This is a genomic window from Chryseobacterium sp. PMSZPI (assembly GCF_002835665.1).
Taxonomy (GTDB): domain Bacteria; phylum Bacteroidota; class Bacteroidia; order Flavobacteriales; family Weeksellaceae; genus Chryseobacterium.
The window spans coordinates 21,705-40,211 of record NZ_PIZV01000059.1; the positions used below are offsets into that span (position 1 = coordinate 21,705).

The following is an 18,507-nucleotide window of genomic DNA, read 5'->3' on the forward strand; positions in this document are numbered from 1 at the left end:
AAAGGATACAAGCAAAACCTGCAAACTCATCTAAATACGTATCATGGCTTATTCTAGCGATTTTCAAAGACGTAATAATAATTAATGAAAACCCTAAAAGATTGCTAGATGCATTTAAAATATGGGGTGACTTTTTTTCCATCTTACAATTTTTTTCAAAATAAAGCACAATTTTTTTTATTATCAAATTTTTAAAAAAGATTAATAAAAATTAAAATTAATTTAAAAAGTGTATATTAGCAAAATACTTGAAGAATAAAAACTTTTATACTTAGCTATGCAAACAACCTATATTGAAACACAGCAAATATCCTTTCAAGATTTTAAAAATCAAATACTTGAAGACTACAAGTTAGGAAGGATCTCTCGTGAAATGTCTTATCTTGGAAGAAGAGAAGTACTCACAGGAAAAGCTAAATTCGGAATTTTTGGGGATGGTAAGGAACTTCCTCAGCTGGCAATGGCGAAGGTTTTCAGAAATGGAGACTTCCGTTCAGGATATTACAGAGACCAGACTTTTGCATTAGCAGTGGATGCTTTAACAGTGGAAAGCTTTTTTGCACAGATGTATGCCGATACAAGTGTAGAAAGAGAGCCGGCTTCAGCAGGAAGACAGATGAACGGACACTTTGCGACAAGAAGTTTACATGAAGACGGAAGTTGGAAAGATCTTACGGCACAGAAGAATATTTCTTCGGATATTTCACCTACAGCAGGTCAAATGCCAAGATTATTAGGATTAGCTCAGGCTTCTACTATTTATAAAAGTGTAAAATTTGAAGGTTCCGAAAAATTCTCAAAAGAAGGAAAGGAGATTGCTTTCGGAACAATTGGTGATGCTTCTACGGCAGAAGGCCATTTTTGGGAAACATTGAATGCAGCATGTGCACTTCAGGTTCCAATGATTGTATCCATCTGGGATGACGGATATGGAATTTCAGTTCCTACAAAAAACCAAAGAGCAAAAGCTGATATCAGTGAGATGCTAAGCGGTTTCCAAAGAAAAGAAGGAGAAAACCAAGGATGTGAGATTATCCAGGTTAAAGCTTGGGATTATCCTGCACTATTGGATGCATATGCCAAAGCGGAACATTTTGCAAGAACGGAAAGCGTTCCTGTGGTCGTTCACGTGGTAGATGTTACACAACCTCAAGGGCATTCTACATCAGGATCTCACGAAAGATATAAAAATGAAGAGCGTCTTGCTTGGGAAGCAGAATATGACGGATTGGCAAAATTCAAAGAATGGATTTTGAATTATTCTATTGAAATTGACGGAAAAGAAGAAGTAATTGCTACCGCTGAAGAATTAGATACTATTGATGAAGAAGCGAAGAAAACAGCGAAAGCAGGACAGAAAACAGCTTGGGATAATTATCAGAATGCCATTAAAGATTTAATTCAGTCTGTTTTACCTTTAGTAGAAAATCTTAAAGGGCAGAATGCTGAGGTGGAAGCTCATATTACCCATTTCAATAAATTGGTTTCTAAGGCTAAAAAAGATGTATTCCATTTAGCCAGAAAAGCTTTATTAGCAACAAGAGGTACAAATTCTGCAGAAAGAAACCAATTGATGCAGAAATACAATGAAGTAGCTGAAATCGAAAAAGATAACTATTCTTCTCATTTATATTCAGAATCTCAATGGAAAGCTGAAAACATCAAAGAGATCAAACCGGTTTATTCCGATAGTTCTGAAGATGTAGACGGTAGAGTAGTGATCAGAAATAACTTCGATAAAATTTTCTCAAAATATCCTGAAACATTAATCTTTGGTGAAGATACCGGAAATATCGGGGACGTTAACCAAGGACTGGAAGGAATGCAGGAAAAATACGGAGCATTACGTATCGCTGATACCGGAATCCGTGAAGCTACCATCCTTGGACAGGGGATTGGTATGGCAATGAGAGGATTAAGACCTATCGCTGAAATCCAATATCTGGACTATGTTCTTTACTGTTTACAAGGAATGAGTGATGATTTGGCAACAGTACAATACAGAACAAAAGGAGGTCAGAAAGCTCCTTTAATCATCAGAACAAGAGGTCACAGATTAGAAGGAATCTGGCATTCAGGTTCTCCGATGGCAGGAATTTTAAACCTTTCAAAAGGTATTTTAGTCCTTGTTCCAAGAAGCTTAACGAAAGCAGCAGGATTCTATAATACAATGCTTCAGGCAGATGAACCTGCCATTATCGTAGAATGTCTGAACGGATACAGATTGAAAGAAAAGCAGCCTGATAACCTTGGGGAATTCACTGTGCCTGTAGGTAAAATTGAAGTGACTAAAGAAGGAACAGATGTTACTTTGGTAACATATGGATCTACCTGGAGAATCGTTACAGAAGCAGCAAATGAATTAGAAAAATTAGGAATTTCTGCTGAAGTAATCGATATTCAATCATTAATTCCTTTTGATTTATCTCACGAGATTGCTGAAAGTGTTAAGAAAACGAATAGATTAGTCGTAATTGACGAAGATGTGGAAGGAGGAACTACCGGATTTATCCTACAGCAAATTTTAGAAAAACAAAAAGCATTCAGATATCTGGATTCAGATCCGTTGACGATCTCTGCTAACGATCACAGACCTGCGTATGCAAGTGATGGAGACTATTTCAGTAAGCCATCTACAGATGATATGGTAGAAAAGATCTACGCGATGTTTAACGAAGCAAATCCTCAGAAATATCCTGCGATATTCTAATTGGGATTAAAATAATATAAGAAGAGAGCTTTCAAATTTTGAAAGCTCTCTTTGTATTTTAATTATTAAAAAAATAGAACTGTTAAAGCTTAATAGCTTTTTCTACTTCCTTACCTAAAACAGAACATTGTTCAGACTGTAATCCTTTTACCTGATATTTCGCTTCCCATTCTTCCAGTAAATATAAGATGGGTAGAAGCGCCAAACCTTTCTCTGTCAGTGAATATTCAACCCTTGGCGGAAGTTCTTTAAACTCTTCCCGGATGATTAATCCATCGCTTTCCATTTCTCTCAGTTGATCAGTCAATACTTTTCTTGAAATCACATTAATGCGTACGGCAAGTTCTCCAAAACGAAGTTTTCGGTCTTTGATAACCAGTACAATAATCGGTTTCCATTTGCTCCCCAAAGCGGCCATTGCTTTACCTAAAGGACAGCTGTATTGCATTAATTCGTTCTTTTTCATAGGAAGAGATTCATTTTTAAGCTTATATAAAATCGAAATTCTATACGTTACTTTGATGTTACTAATGTAAGTTACTGCGAAGTTACCACTATTTTTTTAATAAAAGATACAAAAACGAACTATTATTAGTTACTTTGTGTAACAATTATAAAACAAGATTTTAAATATGAGCACAACATCATTATTTAAACCGTTCCAATATAAAAAATTACAGCTTAAGAACAGAATTGTAATGGCACCAATGACCAGAGCACAGTCTGACAATGGAGTTCCTACTCAGAAAGTAGTAGACTACTATGGTAGGAGAGCCGCTTCTGAAGTAGGTTTAATTCTTTCTGAAGGAACCGTAATCAATAGACCGGGATCAAAGAATCTTCAGAATATTCCTGACTTTTATGGAAAAGAGGCATTAAACGGCTGGAAAAACGTAATTGATACCGTACATCAAAACGGAGGTAAAATGGGACCCCAGATTTGGCACGTAGGCGATACCAGAATGTCCGAGGAATATCCGCTGGTTCCTATGGAAAAAGCTTCTACGATGACCATTGAAGACATTCAGGATACCATTGCACAGTTTGCAGCTTCTGCAAAGTCAGCAAAAGACCTTGGTTTTGATTGCCTTGAAATTCATGGAGCCCATGGTTATCTGATTGACCAGTTTTTCTGGGAAGTAACCAATACAAGAACCGATGAGTATGGAGGAAAAACTCTGAAAGAGAGAAGTAAATTCGCTGTAGATATTGTTAAAGCCATAAGAGCTGCAGTAGGAGAGGACTTTACAATAATTATTCGCCTTTCTCAATGGAAGCAACAGGACTATAAAAGTAAATTGGCTCTTACCTCCAATGAAATGGAAGATTGGTTGTTGCCATTAAAAGAGGCCGGAGTAGATATTTTCCATTGCTCACAGCGTCGTTTCTGGGAACCGGAATTTGACGGTTCTGATTTAAACTTTGCAGGTTGGGCCAAGAAAATTACAGGACAGCCTACCATTACAGTAGGATCTGTAGGATTGAATGGCGATTTTTTAAATGCCTTTGCCGGTCAGGGAACAGAAAAAACAGATTTGACAGATTTGATCAGAAGACTTGACAATGAAGAATTCGATCTTGTTGCTGTAGGACGTGCTATTTTACAGGATTACCAATGGGTACAAAAGATAAAAGACGGTAATACCGAAGCTCTTCTTGACTTTTCAGCAGAAAGTATGGGCGTATTATTTTAATGATTATAACTAATAGTGAATTCGCTCGCTGACAATTTTATTACAGCATAATTTTATTCATTAGTGAGAAGGAATTAGCTATTCGCTTTAATCATCATAATTCACTTTATTTTATATTTAATTTTTTCACCTATTTATTAAAGAATCGGCTTTCAGGATTTCCTGAAAGCCGGTTTTTATTATACTGTGCCATCAAAGCCACAGGATGTTTCAATAGATTCACAGATCCAGTACATAGGTTTTCCCGGCTCTTTATAAGGACATGCAATAGTTCCGGGACGACAGGTAATATTTGGACCTGCTCCACCATTAATTTTCTTTAATTCTGATTTTGTTAGTTTTTGTAGATTTTTCATGTTTAATCGTTTTTTTGGTTATTATTAAATTAAGTCCGACTTTTAAGTATTTTGAGAATCGGATTTTGATTTGTCTTTAGTCTCTGCAACCATAGGCCGCAAATTCACAAGTCCAATAAGCCGGAATTCCTGGCTGAGCACTGTGATGACATGGGATTTCATCTTCTCCACATACCGGAGCATTACCACCATTGATTTTCTTTAAATTCGATTTTGTTAATTTTCTTAGATTTTTCATGTTTAATAGTTTTTGATTATGATACACTAAATCCGACTTCTATGAATTCTAAAATCAGATTTCTATTTGTTTTTTAGTTTCTGCATCCATACCCGATAAACTCACAGGTCCAATAGCTTGGATGTCCCGGTTTACCGAAGTGATGACATGGGATTTCATTTTCTCCACATATCGGAGCATTTCCCCCATTGATTTTCTTTAAGTCTGATTTTGATAATTTTTTTAAATTTTCTATATTTTGTGATTTATATGTTGGTGTAAATATAGTATTTTTTTGAAATGATTAAATATTTTAACTAAAAATTTAAGATATTAATATTTTATGTTAAATTGATTCTAATGTCACAATATGCTCAATGAAGACGTTGTATTCTTCAGGCAACTAAAATTTTAAATAAAACAAAACCCGCTCCAGGATAATCCTAGAGCGGGTTTTTAACAGATTTAAATATCTAAAACTACCATATTAAAATGGCAGAAGTGACTTTTTTCTATAAACCAATATTTTTAGTTGGCTTTAATTGCTTTAAGATGCTTTTTGGGATTGCATTTTTGTGAACCAAAATAGCCGTTGACTTATACTCAACGTATGGTCTTGTTACATAAAGATATCCTGCAAAGTCATTGGTAACTCCCCAAGAGTTTTTAACCATATAATATTCTTTACCGGTCTGATCCTTTGCCAAACCTACGATGTGCATACCGTGATCATCCGTTGTAGAAAGGTTGTTAAGAGCTTTCTGACGCATATCTTCAGTAATCGTTTTGTCTTTTTTAGGTTCAGTGAATAAAGTTTGCTTGTTCTCTGCATTGATTTGGTCTAATTCCATATCAGGAACGTAAGCCACCCCATTTTTATAAGAGAAATAAGGCTCAGAAACGTCAGTAGCCCAACCTACAGAATATCCTTTTGTTACAGCATTATCAATAATAGAAGTAAGATCTTTCATAGGTACATTCCAATCAGAATCATGGCTCCAGTTATCAGGAATTGGGACTACAAATTTTTGATAGTACGGATAATCCTTATAAGAAGATAATTCCACATAATCATCAGGATTAATACCTACAACCTCTTTAGCAAAAGTTTTTGGTGTATAATTTTTCCCTTCATAGGTGAAGTTAGCGGGCACTTTTCCTAAATATTCATCAAGAATAGTATCTACAGAATCCATCCAGTTGTCGGTTAATTTTCCTTTTGAAGAAGCTTGTACAAGGCTATCCAAAACCGGTTTTAATTTCCCTTGCATTTCTTTGAAATTGTTCGTGGTTTGCCCGGGTTTTAACCCTGAATAAACATCCTGAGGAACTGCTCCGTATTTCTTATACATGTTGATGACATCGTGAAGTTCTCCACCATCACCCCAACTGATTGCTCCATTATTTAAAACATATAACTTAGCTTTATCATGGTAAGAATTTCTGGCTGTAAAAATTTCAGCAAGATCTACAGGTTTTTTGCCCATTCTCTGCATTTCAGATTCAAGAAAGGAATTTCCTGAGTAGCTCCAACAAGTTCCTGATGAACCTTGATTCTTTACAGAAGTCGCACCAACGTCTTTTAGCGTTGTGAACTGAAAATTAGCATTTTGTGAGTGATTGTTTTTTAATTTGTTGATTAATTCATCTTGGGCAAACATCATACTTCCTGCAGACAAAACAAAAAGTAATGATGCAAATTTGGCATTTTTCATTACTATAAAAAGATTATTTGTATTAATAGTCGTTAATAATAAAGATTTGTTACATGAAGAAAAGTTAAATTTGAAATGAAAGTTTTTTGTTAAAAGATAAAAAAATAAGGCATGCAGATAAGGTTAAGGTATAAATAATAAAAAATGGAATTAACTTGGTTTTAGGAATTTAATATAGTATTCATCTGCAATTTGGCCTTCTCAGCCTTATCATCTTTCTTTGCCTTTCATTGAAAAAAGTTTATAATGTTTCCAACCTATTCAAAAATTTTTGCATCTATATGAGTATAACGCCTGACTATGGAACGAGAATTATTATTGGAATGCCAGCGTAACAACCGTAATGCGCAGCGGAAAGTTTACGAGAATATGGCGGGTAGGCTGTACTCAGTTTGCAAACGCTATATAAAAAATGACGAAGATATTGAAGAAGTATTGGCAGATACATTCTATAAAATCTTTACGAAGATAGATCAACTTGAGAATCCCGAAACTTTCGAAGCTTGGGCAAAGAAAATTGCAGTCAATGAATGTTTACAAAAATTAAGATCAAATAAAGCATTATTCATCTCCTTAGACGAAAATTTTATCGATTCTCCGTCAGGAAATACAGACAATATTTCTTTTGAAAAAGATATTCTGAATCTCTTAAACTTTCTTCCTGAAGGATGTAGAGCCATTTTTAATCTCTTTGCCATTGAAGGCTATCCACATAAAGAAATTGCAGCCATGCTTTCTATCAGCGAAGGTACATCAAAATCCCAGCTCAATTTTGCACGAAAGAAACTACAGGAACTTTTGGTGAATCAAAACATTTAAACTTTTACAATAATGGAAAATAATAATATAGATCAAAAATTCAATGAAGCATCTAGGCTTTCAGATGAACCAACGGTTTTTCCGGGTTTTGAAAAAGTTTGGGATAAGGTTGAAAAAAAGCTGGATAAAAAACAAGAGAAAAAGAAAATCATTCCTCTTTGGCTTCCTTATGGAATAGCTGCCAGTTTAATCATTGGCTTAGGAGCTTTCTATTTTATCAATAAAAAAAGCACATCAGAAAGTCCCAAAAAAGTTATCATAGCAGAAAAGAAAGAAGCTTTGCCTCAGGGAGATATTCGTAAAATTGACAGTACAATACAATATAATATTGAAAAGAAATCAGTTTTCCTACCGGATCTTGCTTATAAATCTTCAGTAGAGAAAATAAATCGCTCTATGCCGGAACCGATAAACGGTATTTCGAGACCGAAAGTCCATGATGAGATTGAGGAACCTGTACTACAGAAATATAAAGATACTGTAAAAGAACATTATATAGAAGACATCGCCATGACAGGATCAACGGCAGAATTGAGAAAAGAGTATACAGCTTCATCAACTATGCTGATTGCTTCTACAGATAAAGGACGAATGCCATCTTTTGTGCCGGCTTCTTCCTTAAGTGGAAAAGTTGCAGGAGTAGAAATAGCAACTGGTACTAAAAGAAGAGGCGATATTATGATCAGGGGAACAAGAAGTGTAAAAGATGGTTCTGTTGATCCTCTGTTTGTAGTTGATGGAATTGTTATAGGAAAGAGTTCCGGAATTTTCAAAACCTTAGAAGCTGAAAAAATTAAAGAGGTAAAAATAATAAAAGGTATTGAAGCCGAAGCCTTATACGGAAGTCAGGCGAACAACGGAGTCATTATTATTACAACAAAAGGATTATCCATGTCCGAAATAAAAAAATTAAAAGAAATAGCGACAGATCCACTTGAAGTCTCTAAAAAAGATCCCGAAGAAAAACAACTTCCCAAAGCAGGACAGTTGACTGCAGGAGAAGTAAATGACTTTTCCAAATGGGAGTATTGGAAGGATATTGCAGTTCCAACCCTTGATCAATACAAAAATACCTGGAAATTTTTTCCGGATAGAAGAGTATCCGTTCAATTGGTGAATAAAGATAAAAAGCCGGTAGTTGGTGAAAAAGTAAAATTATTAGATGATAAGAAGAATGTTATTTGGGAAGCTGTTTCAGACAATCTGGGAAACGCAGAATTATGGATTGCTCCAATGACAAATGAAAACTCAAATTCCTCCCAATATTATTTATCAGATAGTTCTGACCGAATCATTAGTAACAATATCAGAGAATTTAAAAATGGGCAGAACCTGATCATTTTGGATAAACAATGTCCGGAAAAGCGTGCATTGGATATTGCATTTGTTGTAGATGCCACAGGTTCTATGGGAGATGAAATTTCTTATCTCCAGTCTGAACTTTTAGATGTTTTGAAAAAGATGGAAGGGCAGCTTAAAAAGACTAAGGTAAGATATGGATCTGTTTTTTACAGAGATCAGGGAGATGAATATGTGACCCGAAAGTTTGATTTCTCAGATAAAGCAGAAGACTTGGTAGATTTTATTAAAAAACAAAAAGCTGCAGGAGGAGGAGATACTCCCGAAGCAGTTGTGGAAGCTCTACAGGTTTCCATTGACGAGCTGAAATGGAGTAATGAAAATTCTACCAAAATTATGTTTTTAATTCTGGATGCACCACCACATCAATCGGATCTCAATACCGTAGCACTTTATCGTACAATAAAAACTGCTGCAAAAAAAGGAATTACAATCATCCCTTTAGCAGCAAGTGATACCAATAAAGAAACGGAATATCTGATGAGAACTTTTGCTTTATTGACGAACGGAACCTATACTTTCCTTACAAATGATAGCGGTATTGGAAATGATCATATGAAACCAACCACAGACTCTTATGAAGTTGAAAAGTTAAATGATTTATTGCTAAGGTTAATTCTTCAAAGGGTCGTCGTGCAGGAGTGTGGTTCCGGGATATCCAACGAGAATATCAATAAAAAAATGGCAACGGAAATTGAGAGTCAAACCAATAGTAAAACAGTCTTATTTCCGAATCCGACAAAAGGAATATTGCAAGTAAAATCAAATCATCAAATTGATGAATTATTGGTGTATGATCTTGCAGGAAAAATTATTATGAGAAAAGAAAAGCTGTCAGAAGGTAAAAATACAATTGATCTTACTGCATACCCACAAGGAATTTACTTGATTCGAATACATACCAGTGGAGTATGGGAGACTTTTAAAGTGATTAAAAATTAATAGACCAATTATTTGATAGAAGAAAAAGCCGTTTTGCAGTTTGTGAAACGGTTTTTATGTTTTATTGATCTTGGTATTTAAAATTAATTTTCAAAAATTATTGAAAATTCAAAAAATATAATTACATTTGTTCTAGAAATTTAAAAACAAAATCCAATGCAACTTTCAAAGGCCAAAGAGAAATACATTCAAACCTGGGGAACTTTTGCGACGAACTGGGGAATCAATCGTACCATGGCACAGGTACATGCTTTGCTTTTGGCGAGTGGCAAACCACTATCTACAGACGAGGTGATGGAGCAACTGGAAATTTCAAGAGGAAATGCCAATATGAATCTTCGGGCCTTAATGGATTGGGGAATTGTAAGAAAAGAATTTATCAAGGGAGACCGTAAAGAGTATTTTGTTGCAGAAAAAGATGTTTGGTATTTATTCAAGCAGATTACCAAAGAACGCAGAAAAAGAGAAATAGAGCCTGTGATTTCTTTTCTGGAAGAACTAAAAAATATTGAAGACAATGATTCTGAAGAAGCGAAAGAGTTCATTAAATTGATGAATGATTTTAGCTCAGTAACCGGGAAGATCAACAATATTATGGATCTCGCGATTAAAAGTGATGATCACTGGCTGGTAGGAAAGATTACCAATTTATTGAAGTAGAGGAGGATGAAAATCCTTTTTTATTTCAATTTAATTTTCAATTATTACTGAAAGTTTTAAATAAATAATAATTATGAAAAATTTAATCATTCATATATTCCTGATTATTTATTTCAGAAAAAGAAGAACCCATTAATAATACATACGATGAAAGCTTTAAAAAACCACACATTAATTTACGACAACGAATGCCCAATGTGTAACATGTATTCTAAAGGTTTTACCCAATGTGGAATGCTTGATGAAGATGGAAGGGAAGCTTTTACGGAAATATCAATAAGAAATAAAAATCTTGTCGATTTTAACCGTGCGAAAAATGAAATTGCTTTGGTAGACCATAACAGTAATGAAGTCGTTTATGGGATGGACAGTCTTCTCCTGATCATTGGAAATTCGTTTCCTTTATTGGAGAAAGTAGCAAGGATAAAACCCTTGTATTGGTTTTTCAAAAAGTTATATTCTTTTGTTTCCTACAATCGAAAGCAAATTATTCCTTCAAGAAAAACCGATACTGAAGAATCTTGTGTTCCGGATTTTAATAGAAAATACAGACTAGCCTACATTGTTTTTGTGGCAATTTTCTCAGCCTGCATTTTAAGTTTATTTTCAGGGAAATTAGGAATGGATTTGAATCGGAATTTTTTTAGAGAGTTTACAGTTTGTCTGGGCCAGATCTTTTGGCAAACCATTTTTCTGAAAATGTATTTAAAAAATAAAATCTGGGATTACCTTGGAAATATGATGACCGTCTCTTTAATAGGGACATTGCTTTTAATCCCGGCATTACTAACTAATTTTACTCCTTTTTTCTATGTTGTTTATTTTGGTATCGTTGTTTTAATCATGTTTCTGGAGCACATGAGAAGGTGTAAAATACTCAGGTTAAATTATCTGCCTACCATTTCATGGATATTGTTTAGAATAACAGCTTTGGCTATCATTATTTTGATTATTAAATAAATCTTTTAAACATGTCACGAATTTATTTAGAAACATTAATTGACGCCAATATTCAATACGTTTTTGATCTGGCCCGGGATATTGACCTACACCAGCAATCAACTTCAAGAACCAATGAAAAAGCAATAGCAGGTCGTATATCCGGTTTAATTGAAGGAAATGAAACAGTAACCTGGAGAGCAAAGCATCTGGGAATTTATCAAACTCTTACCACCAAGATCATCAGTATGGAAAAGCCATATCAATTTACCGATGTGATGTTGAAAGGAGCTTTTAAATCTCTCCATCACCAACATTTATTTAAAGAAACAAAAGGAGGTACATTAATGATCGACATCTTTGAATTTGAATCACCACTAGGAATAATAGGAGAATTTTTTAATATTATTTTCCTCACTAATTACCTGAAAAAATTTCTGATAGAAAGAAATGAATTAATAAAAACAGTTGCAGAAACTTTAAAGAGCCCCAAAGGGGCGATTCAACCCAGGATAGAATGAAATTCTATCAAACCAAACCATATCACATAAACAACATCAATTATTTAAACCACAATCCATCATGAATTTTTTAAAAGCCGAATGGCGAAAATTAGCCATCATCAATTACGAAATTGATCCTGATATCGTATCAAAATATTTACCAGAAGGGACCGAGCTGGATTTTTATAAAGGAAAATGTTATGTCAGTTTAGTAGGATTTATGTTTTTAAATACGAAATTATTAGGAGTACCGATTCCGTTTCATAGAAATTTTGAAGAAGTCAATCTAAGATTTTATGTTAAGAAAAATGAAAACGGAATCTGGAAAAGAGGAGTGGTTTTCATCAAAGAAATCGTTCCGAAACCTGCTCTAAGTTTTGTTGCCAATTCTGTATATAATGAAAATTACCATACTATGCCGATGAAAAATATGATTCATGAGAAAAAAGATGAATTATTGATTAAATATTCCTGGAAAGATAAAAATTGGTATTCTATCCGGATTACGGCAGAAAATAAGGCTCAGCAAATGGAAGCAGATTCAGAATTTGAATTCATTACAGAACATTATTGGGGCTTTACCAAAAAGGAAAAAAATACTTCCGAATATGAAGTCTGCCATCCTAAATGGAATTGTTATCCGGTTAAGGATCATCATCTCAATATTGACTTTAATACAATTTATGGAGAGGATTTCGAATGCCTAAATCATCAGCAACCCATTTCCGTCATGCTGGCAGAAGGATCAGAAATAAAAGTGAAAGCAAAAAAATATATTGTTTAAAATAATGAAATTACTCGGTCCGGAATAAAATACTTAATTCAACCTTAAACTTATAAACAATGAAAATAATTATAGCCGGCGGTAGAGGATTTCTCGGCGAAAATTTAGAAAAATATTTTACGGATAAAGGAAACCAGGTATATATCTTAACCCGTAAACCTACTCGCCACAATGAAATATATTGGGATGCAAAAACCATAGGAGAGTGGAAAAATGCTCTTGAAAATACAGGTGTTTTAATTAATCTCACGGGGAAGTCTGTAGATTGTCGTTATCATGAGAAAAACAAACAGGAAATCTATTCTTCAAGGATTAACAGTACAAAAGTTTTGCAGGAAGCAATAGAAGAATGTGTGGATAAGCCTAAGGTTTGGTTGAATGCAAGTTCTGCAACCATTTATGTACATTCAGAAAAGTATTTAAACACTGAGGAGAACGGAGTAATAGGAGATGATTTTTCAATGAATATCTGCAAAAGCTGGGAAAAAGAATTTTTTAAAATCAGAAATGAAGGGATCAGAAAAGTTGCCTTAAGAACTTCTATAGTACTGGGAAATAACGGTGGAGCTTTTCCGAAACTGAGAATGGTGACAAAGCTGGGGTTAGGAGGAAAACAAGGCAGAGGAGATCAAATGGTAAGCTGGATTCATATTGAGGATTTTTGTAGAGCTGTTGAATGGATTATCAATCATGAAAGTATTACAGGTGCAGTTAATGTAACAGCTCCTATTCCTTTATCTAATGAGGAGTTGATGAGACAATTGAGAAAAGAGTTAAAAGTTTCTTTTGGGCTTAATGCTCCTGTCTGGCAATTGGAAATTGCTTCAATATTTTTAAAAACAGAAACAGAATTATTACTGAAGAGCCGTAATGTCTATCCTGAAAGGCTGATTAAAGATGGTTTTCAATTTACATATCCTCATATCAATACTGCTCTTGTTAATTTATTGAAAACCTAATGTTTGTAAATGTGTAAAAGGATATTTAAATTAGCAAAAACTATCCTCACATGTCCATTAAGTTCAAAACAAAATCCCTGGTTCTTTCATCAACTTTAATGAGTTCTATTTTGCTTTCACAAGCACATAATGTATCAGAAGGTTACCAAAAACCAACAGATCCTCTTGTAGTACAGAATCTTGAAGAATGGCAGGATTTGAAATTTGGGTTATTCATGCATTGGGGGACATACAGCCAGTGGGGAATTGTTGAGAGCTGGAGTTTGTGTCCTGAGGATGAATCATGGACGCAAAGAAAACCTGAACATGGAAAATCTTATGATGAATATGTAAAGAATTATGAAAATCTTCAAACCACTTTCAATCCGACGCAGTTTAATCCTCAAAAATGGGCTGATGCCGTAAAGAAAGCCGGAATGAAGTATGTAGTTTTTACAACAAAACATCATGACGGTTTCACTATGTTTGATACCAAGGAATCTGATTATAAAATCACTTCTGTTAAAACACCGTTCTCAAAAAATCCAAAAGCGGATGTTACCAAAGAGATATTTAATACCTTCAGAAAAGAAGGTTTTAAAATTGGAGCTTATTTTTCAAAGCCTGACTGGCATTCCGATGATTATTGGTGGTCTTATTTTCCTCCCAAAGACAGGAATGTGAATTACGATCCGAAGAAGTATCCCGAAAGATGGAATAACTTTAAAAAGTTCACCTTTAATCAGCTTAATGAAATTACTTCTCAATATGGAAAAATAGATATCCTTTGGTTGGATGGAGGCTGGGTTCGTCCTTTTTATACGATCGATCCAAAAGTAGAGTGGCAGCGAACTATTAAAATGGAACAGGATATTGACATGGACAAAATAGGAACGATGGTCCGTAAAAATCAACCCGGAATTATTATTGTAGACCGTACGGTTCCGGGAAAGTGGGAAAATTATGTAACACCGGAACAGGCTGTTCCTGAAAATGCACTTTCTATCCCGTGGGAAAGTTGTATTACGATGGGCGATTCTTTTTCTTATGTTCCGAATGATCATTATAAATCGTCTCAGAAGATTATTGAAACATTAGTGAAGATTATTTCAAAAGGAGGAAATTATCTGATGAATATTGCACCCGGTCCTAACGGAGACTATGATCCTATTGTGTATGAAAGATTAAAAGAAATTTCAAATTGGATGGATCAAAATCAATCTGCTGTTTTTGGTACGAGAGCAATTGCTCCTTACCATGATGGAAATTTCTATTATACTCAAAGCAAAGATGGAAACATTGTAAATGTGTTTCATATGGATGATTCAAGAGAATATAAAGCCTCTCCAAATCTTACCTTTACAGTCCCGGAATCATTTGATCCCCAATCATTAATCGTCTTGGGGCTCTCTTCAAAGGTTCAATGGATGAAAAAGGGACACCATATTGAAGTTAAATTACCGGAAGAAAGATCAAAATTAAAATATGCTCTTGTCATTCAGATGAAAAGGTAAACCTCAATAGTACAATATAAAAGAGCCGAATTTTATTCGGCTCTTTTATATTTATTCAAGTGATTTTTAGTATAATTTTCTGGCTAGTAATAAATTAAGTAAGAAGGTGCCTGCCCAGTTACTATTATTTCCATTAGACCCGATAAAATCGATTCTTGCAACAGAAACGGTAAGTCTTGTTCTTCCTCCGGTTCCATTATTGGCAAGCCCCACAAATGATGCTGTGAAAACATCTGGAAAAGTGGAGTTATTTCCTGCAGTAAGGATAGGATACATATTGTTAATATTGAATGGAGTCCCTTGATACTCATATACAATCATCATTCTACTTGCATTGGAGTAGGTACTTGTAGCAGCATAGGTTGTTGATGCTTTACTAATTACCCACCATGCATTGGTTCCTGTTCCTGTGTCATAAGATGTATTGGTGTGATTACTCCAATCTGCGACTGGCGCGGATGAATTGGCATGAGGAGGAATCAAAAGTTGTATACCATAAAGTTCTACATTATTTGGCTTTGGAAGTACGGTGAAAGATAAATCCCAGGTTCCACCGGAGGTATTACTGTTGTTCACCACTTCGGCATATGCTCCCAGTGGAATTACAAATGAGGTAACAGGAGTATTATCAATTCTTAAAGTATTTCCACTTGAAGCCTGAAGTGTAATATTTGAAGTGGATATATTTTTAATCTTATAAATTCTTCCTGTATAGCTTGTCGTTCCGGTACCGATAACGGGAAGGGTAAACGTAGCATCAGCCGTTCCATTATAGGTCAGGTAATGATCTGTTGGTAAAACAGTATACGAAGTAGCCGTAACTTGCTTGTAATTGGCTCCTAATGAACCATTCACCGCCAATGTACTATTAGGTGTGGGGGTGTTAATTCCAACCTGTGCATGTAAAGAAAAAGCACTAAATAAGAGAATTGAAATGTATTTTTTCATTTTGATTTTTTTTTAAGTCGATTGATGCAAAATTATAAAAAAAATCATACACATGGGAATTGAGATTGATAAATTTACATTAAAAATTAATATATCTCTTTTATGTGATTTAATATAATCCCAATTATTATATCAATCTACAAGGAACTTCAAGGTCTTCAGTTAGATAGTAACTACAACATAAACGATGATATCCATCAGCAATAATCAGCTCATTTTGTCCTCTTACCAGTAAAATAGGAGAGAGCTTCTTGTTTTTTTCTACTTTTTTAAGGTTTTCTTTAACATGAATATTGGTTTCGGGGAGCAGAGCGAGTTTACTGGCTCTCAATATATCCTTGGATTTTTTGGTAATGGTGGGAGCTTTTTTTAGTTTTTCTACTATTTTTTGTGCCTTATCCGGTTCATAAAGAAGCTCCAGGTAATCCTGCGCAGCGGGGAAATCATGAATTTCAGGTTCTTTTAACCAAAGCTTATCCCTGGTCAATGGATTTTTTTTCACAGATGTTTTCATAAGTTGAATTTAAAAAGATAAATAAAGTTAACCCGTTGTGCATTTTGAGCTAAAATCATCTAGTTCTGAGCAAGAAAGTCAGGTAAATGGGTTGGAAGTTACTTTCAGTTGTAAAGACTGATAGCCTATTACATCATTAATTTTTTTCTCAAGATCGATAAAAAAGATGAATCATTATTCTTTATGGCCTTCATCACTTCCAGCTCCCGGCTTCAAAACCAATTTACTCCAAGCTGGCGTTAAAATATCAAAATGCACAACAAGTATAAAGTTATGAAAAATATAATGAGATCCTTTCTTACCATTACATAATATTCTATTCTTTCAAACATTTTACATTTTATATGATCACTTTGCATAAAATCTTGGTATGATATATGTACATTTATTCATGAATCTGAATTAATTTAATCAATTATGTTTGATTTGATTAATTTTTAAAATATAAATATCATGAGAAAGTTATTTATTACAACAATAATGCTGTTAGGTTTATCAATGAATGTTTCTGCTCAAAAACGTCCGCCAGCTCCTCCGCATCCTTCAAAAAGTGAGTTGGTTAATCTTAAAATGCAGGAGTTGACTAAGAAATATAATATGGAAAAAAAATTGATCTTGAACCATCCGCTTGCTACCAAACAAATGAAAAGAGATCAGATGAAAGCCTTAAATAAAAGATTTCAAACCGAGAAACGATTGCTTCAGGAAGTGAAATAATAGAAATATAAAAGAAGAGGCTGTTTCAAAAATTAAATTATTTAATTTTTGAAACAGCCTCTTAACATTGAATGATGAGTAATATTTTAATTCATTTTTTTGGCAAGTATGGTATTAAGTAAGAAAACTCCTCCCCAATCACTACTTCCTGAACCGGTACCTCCAATAAAGTCAATACGAGCTACAGAAATTGTAAGTCTTGTTTTTCCTCCTGTTCCATTATTGGCCAAACCTACAAAAGAAGCACTGTATACATCCGGAAAGCTTGAATTATTTCCTGCAGTTAAAAGAGGATACATTTTACTGATGTTAAAAGGTAAACCTTGATATTCATAAACGATAGTCATTCTACTTGGGCTTGATGTAGTAGCCGTATGGGTATAGGGCGAAGATGCTTTACTGATTACCCACCAGGCATCACTTCCTGTTCCTGTATCATAACCGGTATTGGCATGATTCGTCCAATCGGCTGCATTATTGGTGCTGTGTGGAGGGATTAATAATTGAGTAACATATAATTCTGCATTATTAAACTTTGAAATTGCAGGAGTATAAGTTAAATCCCATGTTCCACCATTGGTATTGTTGTTGTTTACTATTTCCGCATAAGCTCCGGCAGCAACTACAAATGTTGAAACAGGAGCATTATCTGACCTTAGTGTATTTCCATTTGAAGCTTGTATACTAAGATTTGAACCTGAAATATTTTTTATCCTATATATTCGTCCGGAAAAACTAAGATTACCGGTTCCTATTGAAGGAAGCGTAAATGTTGCATTGGAAGCCCCATTGTAAGTAAGATAATAATCATTACTTGTAATGTTGTAGGCAGAAGAAGTAATTTCTTTATAATCGGCTTCAAAAGAACCATTAACGGTTAAAGTACTGTTGGGAGTTGTGGTATTAATTCCCGTTTGGGCATGGAATAAAGATAGACTCATTAATGAAAGAGCCCAAATACATTTTTTCATATTTGTTGTTTTTTTTAAGTAGAGGCAAATGTAAGAAAAACAAAAGATATCTGGTGTGATTTTTTTTATTTTTTTTCTTGTATCTGATTGAATATGTGAGTCTTATTTTTGGTTTTTTTTGATTTTTTGTTATTTGTTTGTAGTGAATTATTTTTTTTAATTAAAAAAATGATATTAACTATCGGAATTAATATTGCATGATTTATA

At 34.3% G+C, this 18,507-nt stretch carries 19 protein-coding genes; 11 read left to right on the forward strand and 8 right to left on the reverse strand.

The window, feature by feature from the left end:
- Positions 1-277 precede the first annotated feature (277 nt).
- Entirely contained in the window at positions 278-2,710 is a 2,433-nt protein-coding gene (locus tag CW752_RS11825) for a thiamine pyrophosphate-dependent enzyme (RefSeq protein ID WP_101239917.1), read from the forward strand.
- An 82-nt stretch (positions 2,711-2,792) separates the two neighbouring features.
- Here CW752_RS11825 and CW752_RS11830 read toward each other — a convergent pair whose 3' ends face one another.
- Positions 2,793-3,176: a winged helix-turn-helix transcriptional regulator gene (locus CW752_RS11830; RefSeq protein ID WP_101239918.1), complete on the reverse strand. Its 384-nt coding sequence runs from the start codon at positions 3,174-3,176 to the stop codon at positions 2,793-2,795.
- A 166-nt stretch (positions 3,177-3,342) separates the two neighbouring features.
- Between CW752_RS11830 and CW752_RS11835 the strand changes: the two genes are divergently transcribed.
- Positions 3,343-4,404, forward strand: a complete 1,062-nt coding sequence (locus CW752_RS11835) for an NADH:flavin oxidoreductase (protein WP_101239919.1) — start codon at positions 3,343-3,345, stop codon at positions 4,402-4,404.
- 179 nt (positions 4,405-4,583) lie between these two features.
- On the opposite strand, the gene CW752_RS16915 is transcribed toward CW752_RS11835, so the two are convergent.
- The 4 genes from CW752_RS16915 to CW752_RS11840 all read right to left on the reverse strand — a co-directional run bounded on the left by CW752_RS16915 (position 4,584) and on the right by CW752_RS11840 (position 6,692).
- Positions 4,584-4,760, reverse strand: coding sequence for a bacteriocin-like protein (locus tag CW752_RS16915; RefSeq protein WP_185117620.1), 177 nt, complete (start codon positions 4,758-4,760; stop codon positions 4,584-4,586).
- 76 nt (positions 4,761-4,836) lie between these two features.
- Positions 4,837-4,998: a bacteriocin-like protein gene (locus tag CW752_RS16920; RefSeq protein WP_185117621.1), complete on the reverse strand. Its 162-nt coding sequence runs from the start codon at positions 4,996-4,998 to the stop codon at positions 4,837-4,839.
- Between the two features lie 73 nt (positions 4,999-5,071).
- Positions 5,072-5,263 carry a bacteriocin-like protein gene (locus CW752_RS17135; RefSeq protein WP_410493646.1) on the reverse strand — a complete coding sequence of 64 codons (192 nt, stop codon included), beginning with the start codon at positions 5,261-5,263 and terminating at the stop codon, positions 5,072-5,074.
- Positions 5,264-5,489: 226 nt separating this feature from the next.
- On the reverse strand, positions 5,490-6,692 hold the full coding sequence (locus CW752_RS11840; protein ID WP_101239920.1) for an aminopeptidase C: 1,203 nt from the start codon (positions 6,690-6,692) through the stop codon (positions 5,490-5,492).
- Positions 6,693-6,992: 300 nt separating this feature from the next.
- Here CW752_RS11840 and CW752_RS11845 point away from each other — a divergent pair, with 300 nt between their 5' ends.
- From CW752_RS11845 to CW752_RS11880, 8 genes are all read left to right on the forward strand, one after another.
- The gene (locus tag CW752_RS11845) at positions 6,993-7,511 is read left to right on the forward strand and encodes an RNA polymerase sigma factor (RefSeq protein ID WP_101239921.1); all 519 of its coding nucleotides are present in this window, start codon (positions 6,993-6,995) and stop codon (positions 7,509-7,511) included.
- Between the two features lie 12 nt (positions 7,512-7,523).
- The gene (locus CW752_RS11850; RefSeq protein WP_101239922.1) at positions 7,524-9,812 is read left to right on the forward strand and encodes a VWA domain-containing protein; all 2,289 of its coding nucleotides are present in this window, start codon (positions 7,524-7,526) and stop codon (positions 9,810-9,812) included.
- A gap of 156 nt (positions 9,813-9,968) precedes the next feature.
- Entirely contained in the window at positions 9,969-10,472 is a 504-nt protein-coding gene (locus CW752_RS11855; protein WP_101239923.1) for a GbsR/MarR family transcriptional regulator, read from the forward strand.
- Between the two features lie 147 nt (positions 10,473-10,619).
- Positions 10,620-11,432, forward strand: coding sequence for a DCC1-like thiol-disulfide oxidoreductase family protein (locus tag CW752_RS11860; RefSeq protein WP_133121685.1), 813 nt, complete (start codon positions 10,620-10,622; stop codon positions 11,430-11,432).
- Between the two features lie 11 nt (positions 11,433-11,443).
- Positions 11,444-11,932: an SRPBCC family protein gene (locus CW752_RS11865; protein ID WP_101239925.1), complete on the forward strand. Its 489-nt coding sequence runs from the start codon at positions 11,444-11,446 to the stop codon at positions 11,930-11,932.
- 61 nt (positions 11,933-11,993) lie between these two features.
- Positions 11,994-12,698 carry a YqjF family protein gene (locus CW752_RS11870; RefSeq protein WP_101239926.1) on the forward strand — a complete coding sequence of 235 codons (705 nt, stop codon included), beginning with the start codon at positions 11,994-11,996 and terminating at the stop codon, positions 12,696-12,698.
- Between the two features lie 59 nt (positions 12,699-12,757).
- Positions 12,758-13,657: a TIGR01777 family oxidoreductase gene (locus CW752_RS11875; protein ID WP_101239927.1), complete on the forward strand. Its 900-nt coding sequence runs from the start codon at positions 12,758-12,760 to the stop codon at positions 13,655-13,657.
- A 50-nt stretch (positions 13,658-13,707) separates the two neighbouring features.
- Entirely contained in the window at positions 13,708-15,150 is a 1,443-nt protein-coding gene (locus CW752_RS11880) for an alpha-L-fucosidase (protein ID WP_101239928.1), read from the forward strand.
- Positions 15,151-15,216: 66 nt separating this feature from the next.
- On the opposite strand, the gene CW752_RS11885 is transcribed toward CW752_RS11880, so the two are convergent.
- Together CW752_RS11885 and CW752_RS11890 are read right to left on the reverse strand one after the other, a co-directional pair.
- Entirely contained in the window at positions 15,217-16,098 is an 882-nt protein-coding gene (locus tag CW752_RS11885) for a hypothetical protein (protein WP_101239929.1), read from the reverse strand.
- A 127-nt stretch (positions 16,099-16,225) separates the two neighbouring features.
- The gene (locus tag CW752_RS11890; protein WP_101239930.1) at positions 16,226-16,612 is read right to left on the reverse strand and encodes a hypothetical protein; all 387 of its coding nucleotides are present in this window, start codon (positions 16,610-16,612) and stop codon (positions 16,226-16,228) included.
- Between the two features lie 453 nt (positions 16,613-17,065).
- On the opposite strand from CW752_RS11890, the gene CW752_RS11895 reads away from it, so the two are divergent.
- The gene (locus CW752_RS11895) at positions 17,066-17,329 is read left to right on the forward strand and encodes a hypothetical protein (protein ID WP_228401727.1); all 264 of its coding nucleotides are present in this window, start codon (positions 17,066-17,068) and stop codon (positions 17,327-17,329) included.
- A gap of 86 nt (positions 17,330-17,415) precedes the next feature.
- Here CW752_RS11895 and CW752_RS11900 read toward each other — a convergent pair whose 3' ends face one another.
- The gene (locus tag CW752_RS11900; RefSeq protein ID WP_101239932.1) at positions 17,416-18,300 is read right to left on the reverse strand and encodes a hypothetical protein; all 885 of its coding nucleotides are present in this window, start codon (positions 18,298-18,300) and stop codon (positions 17,416-17,418) included.
- Positions 18,301-18,507: the final 207 nt, after the last annotated feature.

Coding starts and splice junctions, on each gene's coding strand:
- CW752_RS11825 (WP_101239917.1), top strand. CDS start 278: ATGCAAACAACCTATATTGAAACACAGCAAATATCCTTTCAAGATTTT.
- CW752_RS11830 (WP_101239918.1), bottom strand. CDS start 3,176: ATGAAAAAGAACGAATTAATGCAATACAGCTGTCCTTTAGGTAAAGCA.
- CW752_RS11835 (WP_101239919.1), top strand. CDS start 3,343: ATGAGCACAACATCATTATTTAAACCGTTCCAATATAAAAAATTACAG.
- CW752_RS16915 (WP_185117620.1), bottom strand. CDS start 4,760: ATGAAAAATCTACAAAAACTAACAAAATCAGAATTAAAGAAAATTAAT.
- CW752_RS16920 (WP_185117621.1), bottom strand. CDS start 4,998: ATGAAAAATCTAAGAAAATTAACAAAATCGAATTTAAAGAAAATCAAT.
- CW752_RS11840 (WP_101239920.1), bottom strand. CDS start 6,692: ATGAAAAATGCCAAATTTGCATCATTACTTTTTGTTTTGTCTGCAGGA.
- CW752_RS11845 (WP_101239921.1), top strand. CDS start 6,993: ATGGAACGAGAATTATTATTGGAATGCCAGCGTAACAACCGTAATGCG.
- CW752_RS11850 (WP_101239922.1), top strand. CDS start 7,524: ATGGAAAATAATAATATAGATCAAAAATTCAATGAAGCATCTAGGCTT.
- CW752_RS11855 (WP_101239923.1), top strand. CDS start 9,969: ATGCAACTTTCAAAGGCCAAAGAGAAATACATTCAAACCTGGGGAACT.
- CW752_RS11860 (WP_133121685.1), top strand. CDS start 10,620: ATGAAAGCTTTAAAAAACCACACATTAATTTACGACAACGAATGCCCA.
- CW752_RS11865 (WP_101239925.1), top strand. CDS start 11,444: ATGTCACGAATTTATTTAGAAACATTAATTGACGCCAATATTCAATAC.
- CW752_RS11870 (WP_101239926.1), top strand. CDS start 11,994: ATGAATTTTTTAAAAGCCGAATGGCGAAAATTAGCCATCATCAATTAC.
- CW752_RS11875 (WP_101239927.1), top strand. CDS start 12,758: ATGAAAATAATTATAGCCGGCGGTAGAGGATTTCTCGGCGAAAATTTA.
- CW752_RS11880 (WP_101239928.1), top strand. CDS start 13,708: ATGTCCATTAAGTTCAAAACAAAATCCCTGGTTCTTTCATCAACTTTA.
- CW752_RS11885 (WP_101239929.1), bottom strand. CDS start 16,098: ATGAAAAAATACATTTCAATTCTCTTATTTAGTGCTTTTTCTTTACAT.
- CW752_RS11890 (WP_101239930.1), bottom strand. CDS start 16,612: ATGAAAACATCTGTGAAAAAAAATCCATTGACCAGGGATAAGCTTTGG.
- CW752_RS11895 (WP_228401727.1), top strand. CDS start 17,066: ATGAGAAAGTTATTTATTACAACAATAATGCTGTTAGGTTTATCAATG.
- CW752_RS11900 (WP_101239932.1), bottom strand. CDS start 18,300: ATGAAAAAATGTATTTGGGCTCTTTCATTAATGAGTCTATCTTTATTC.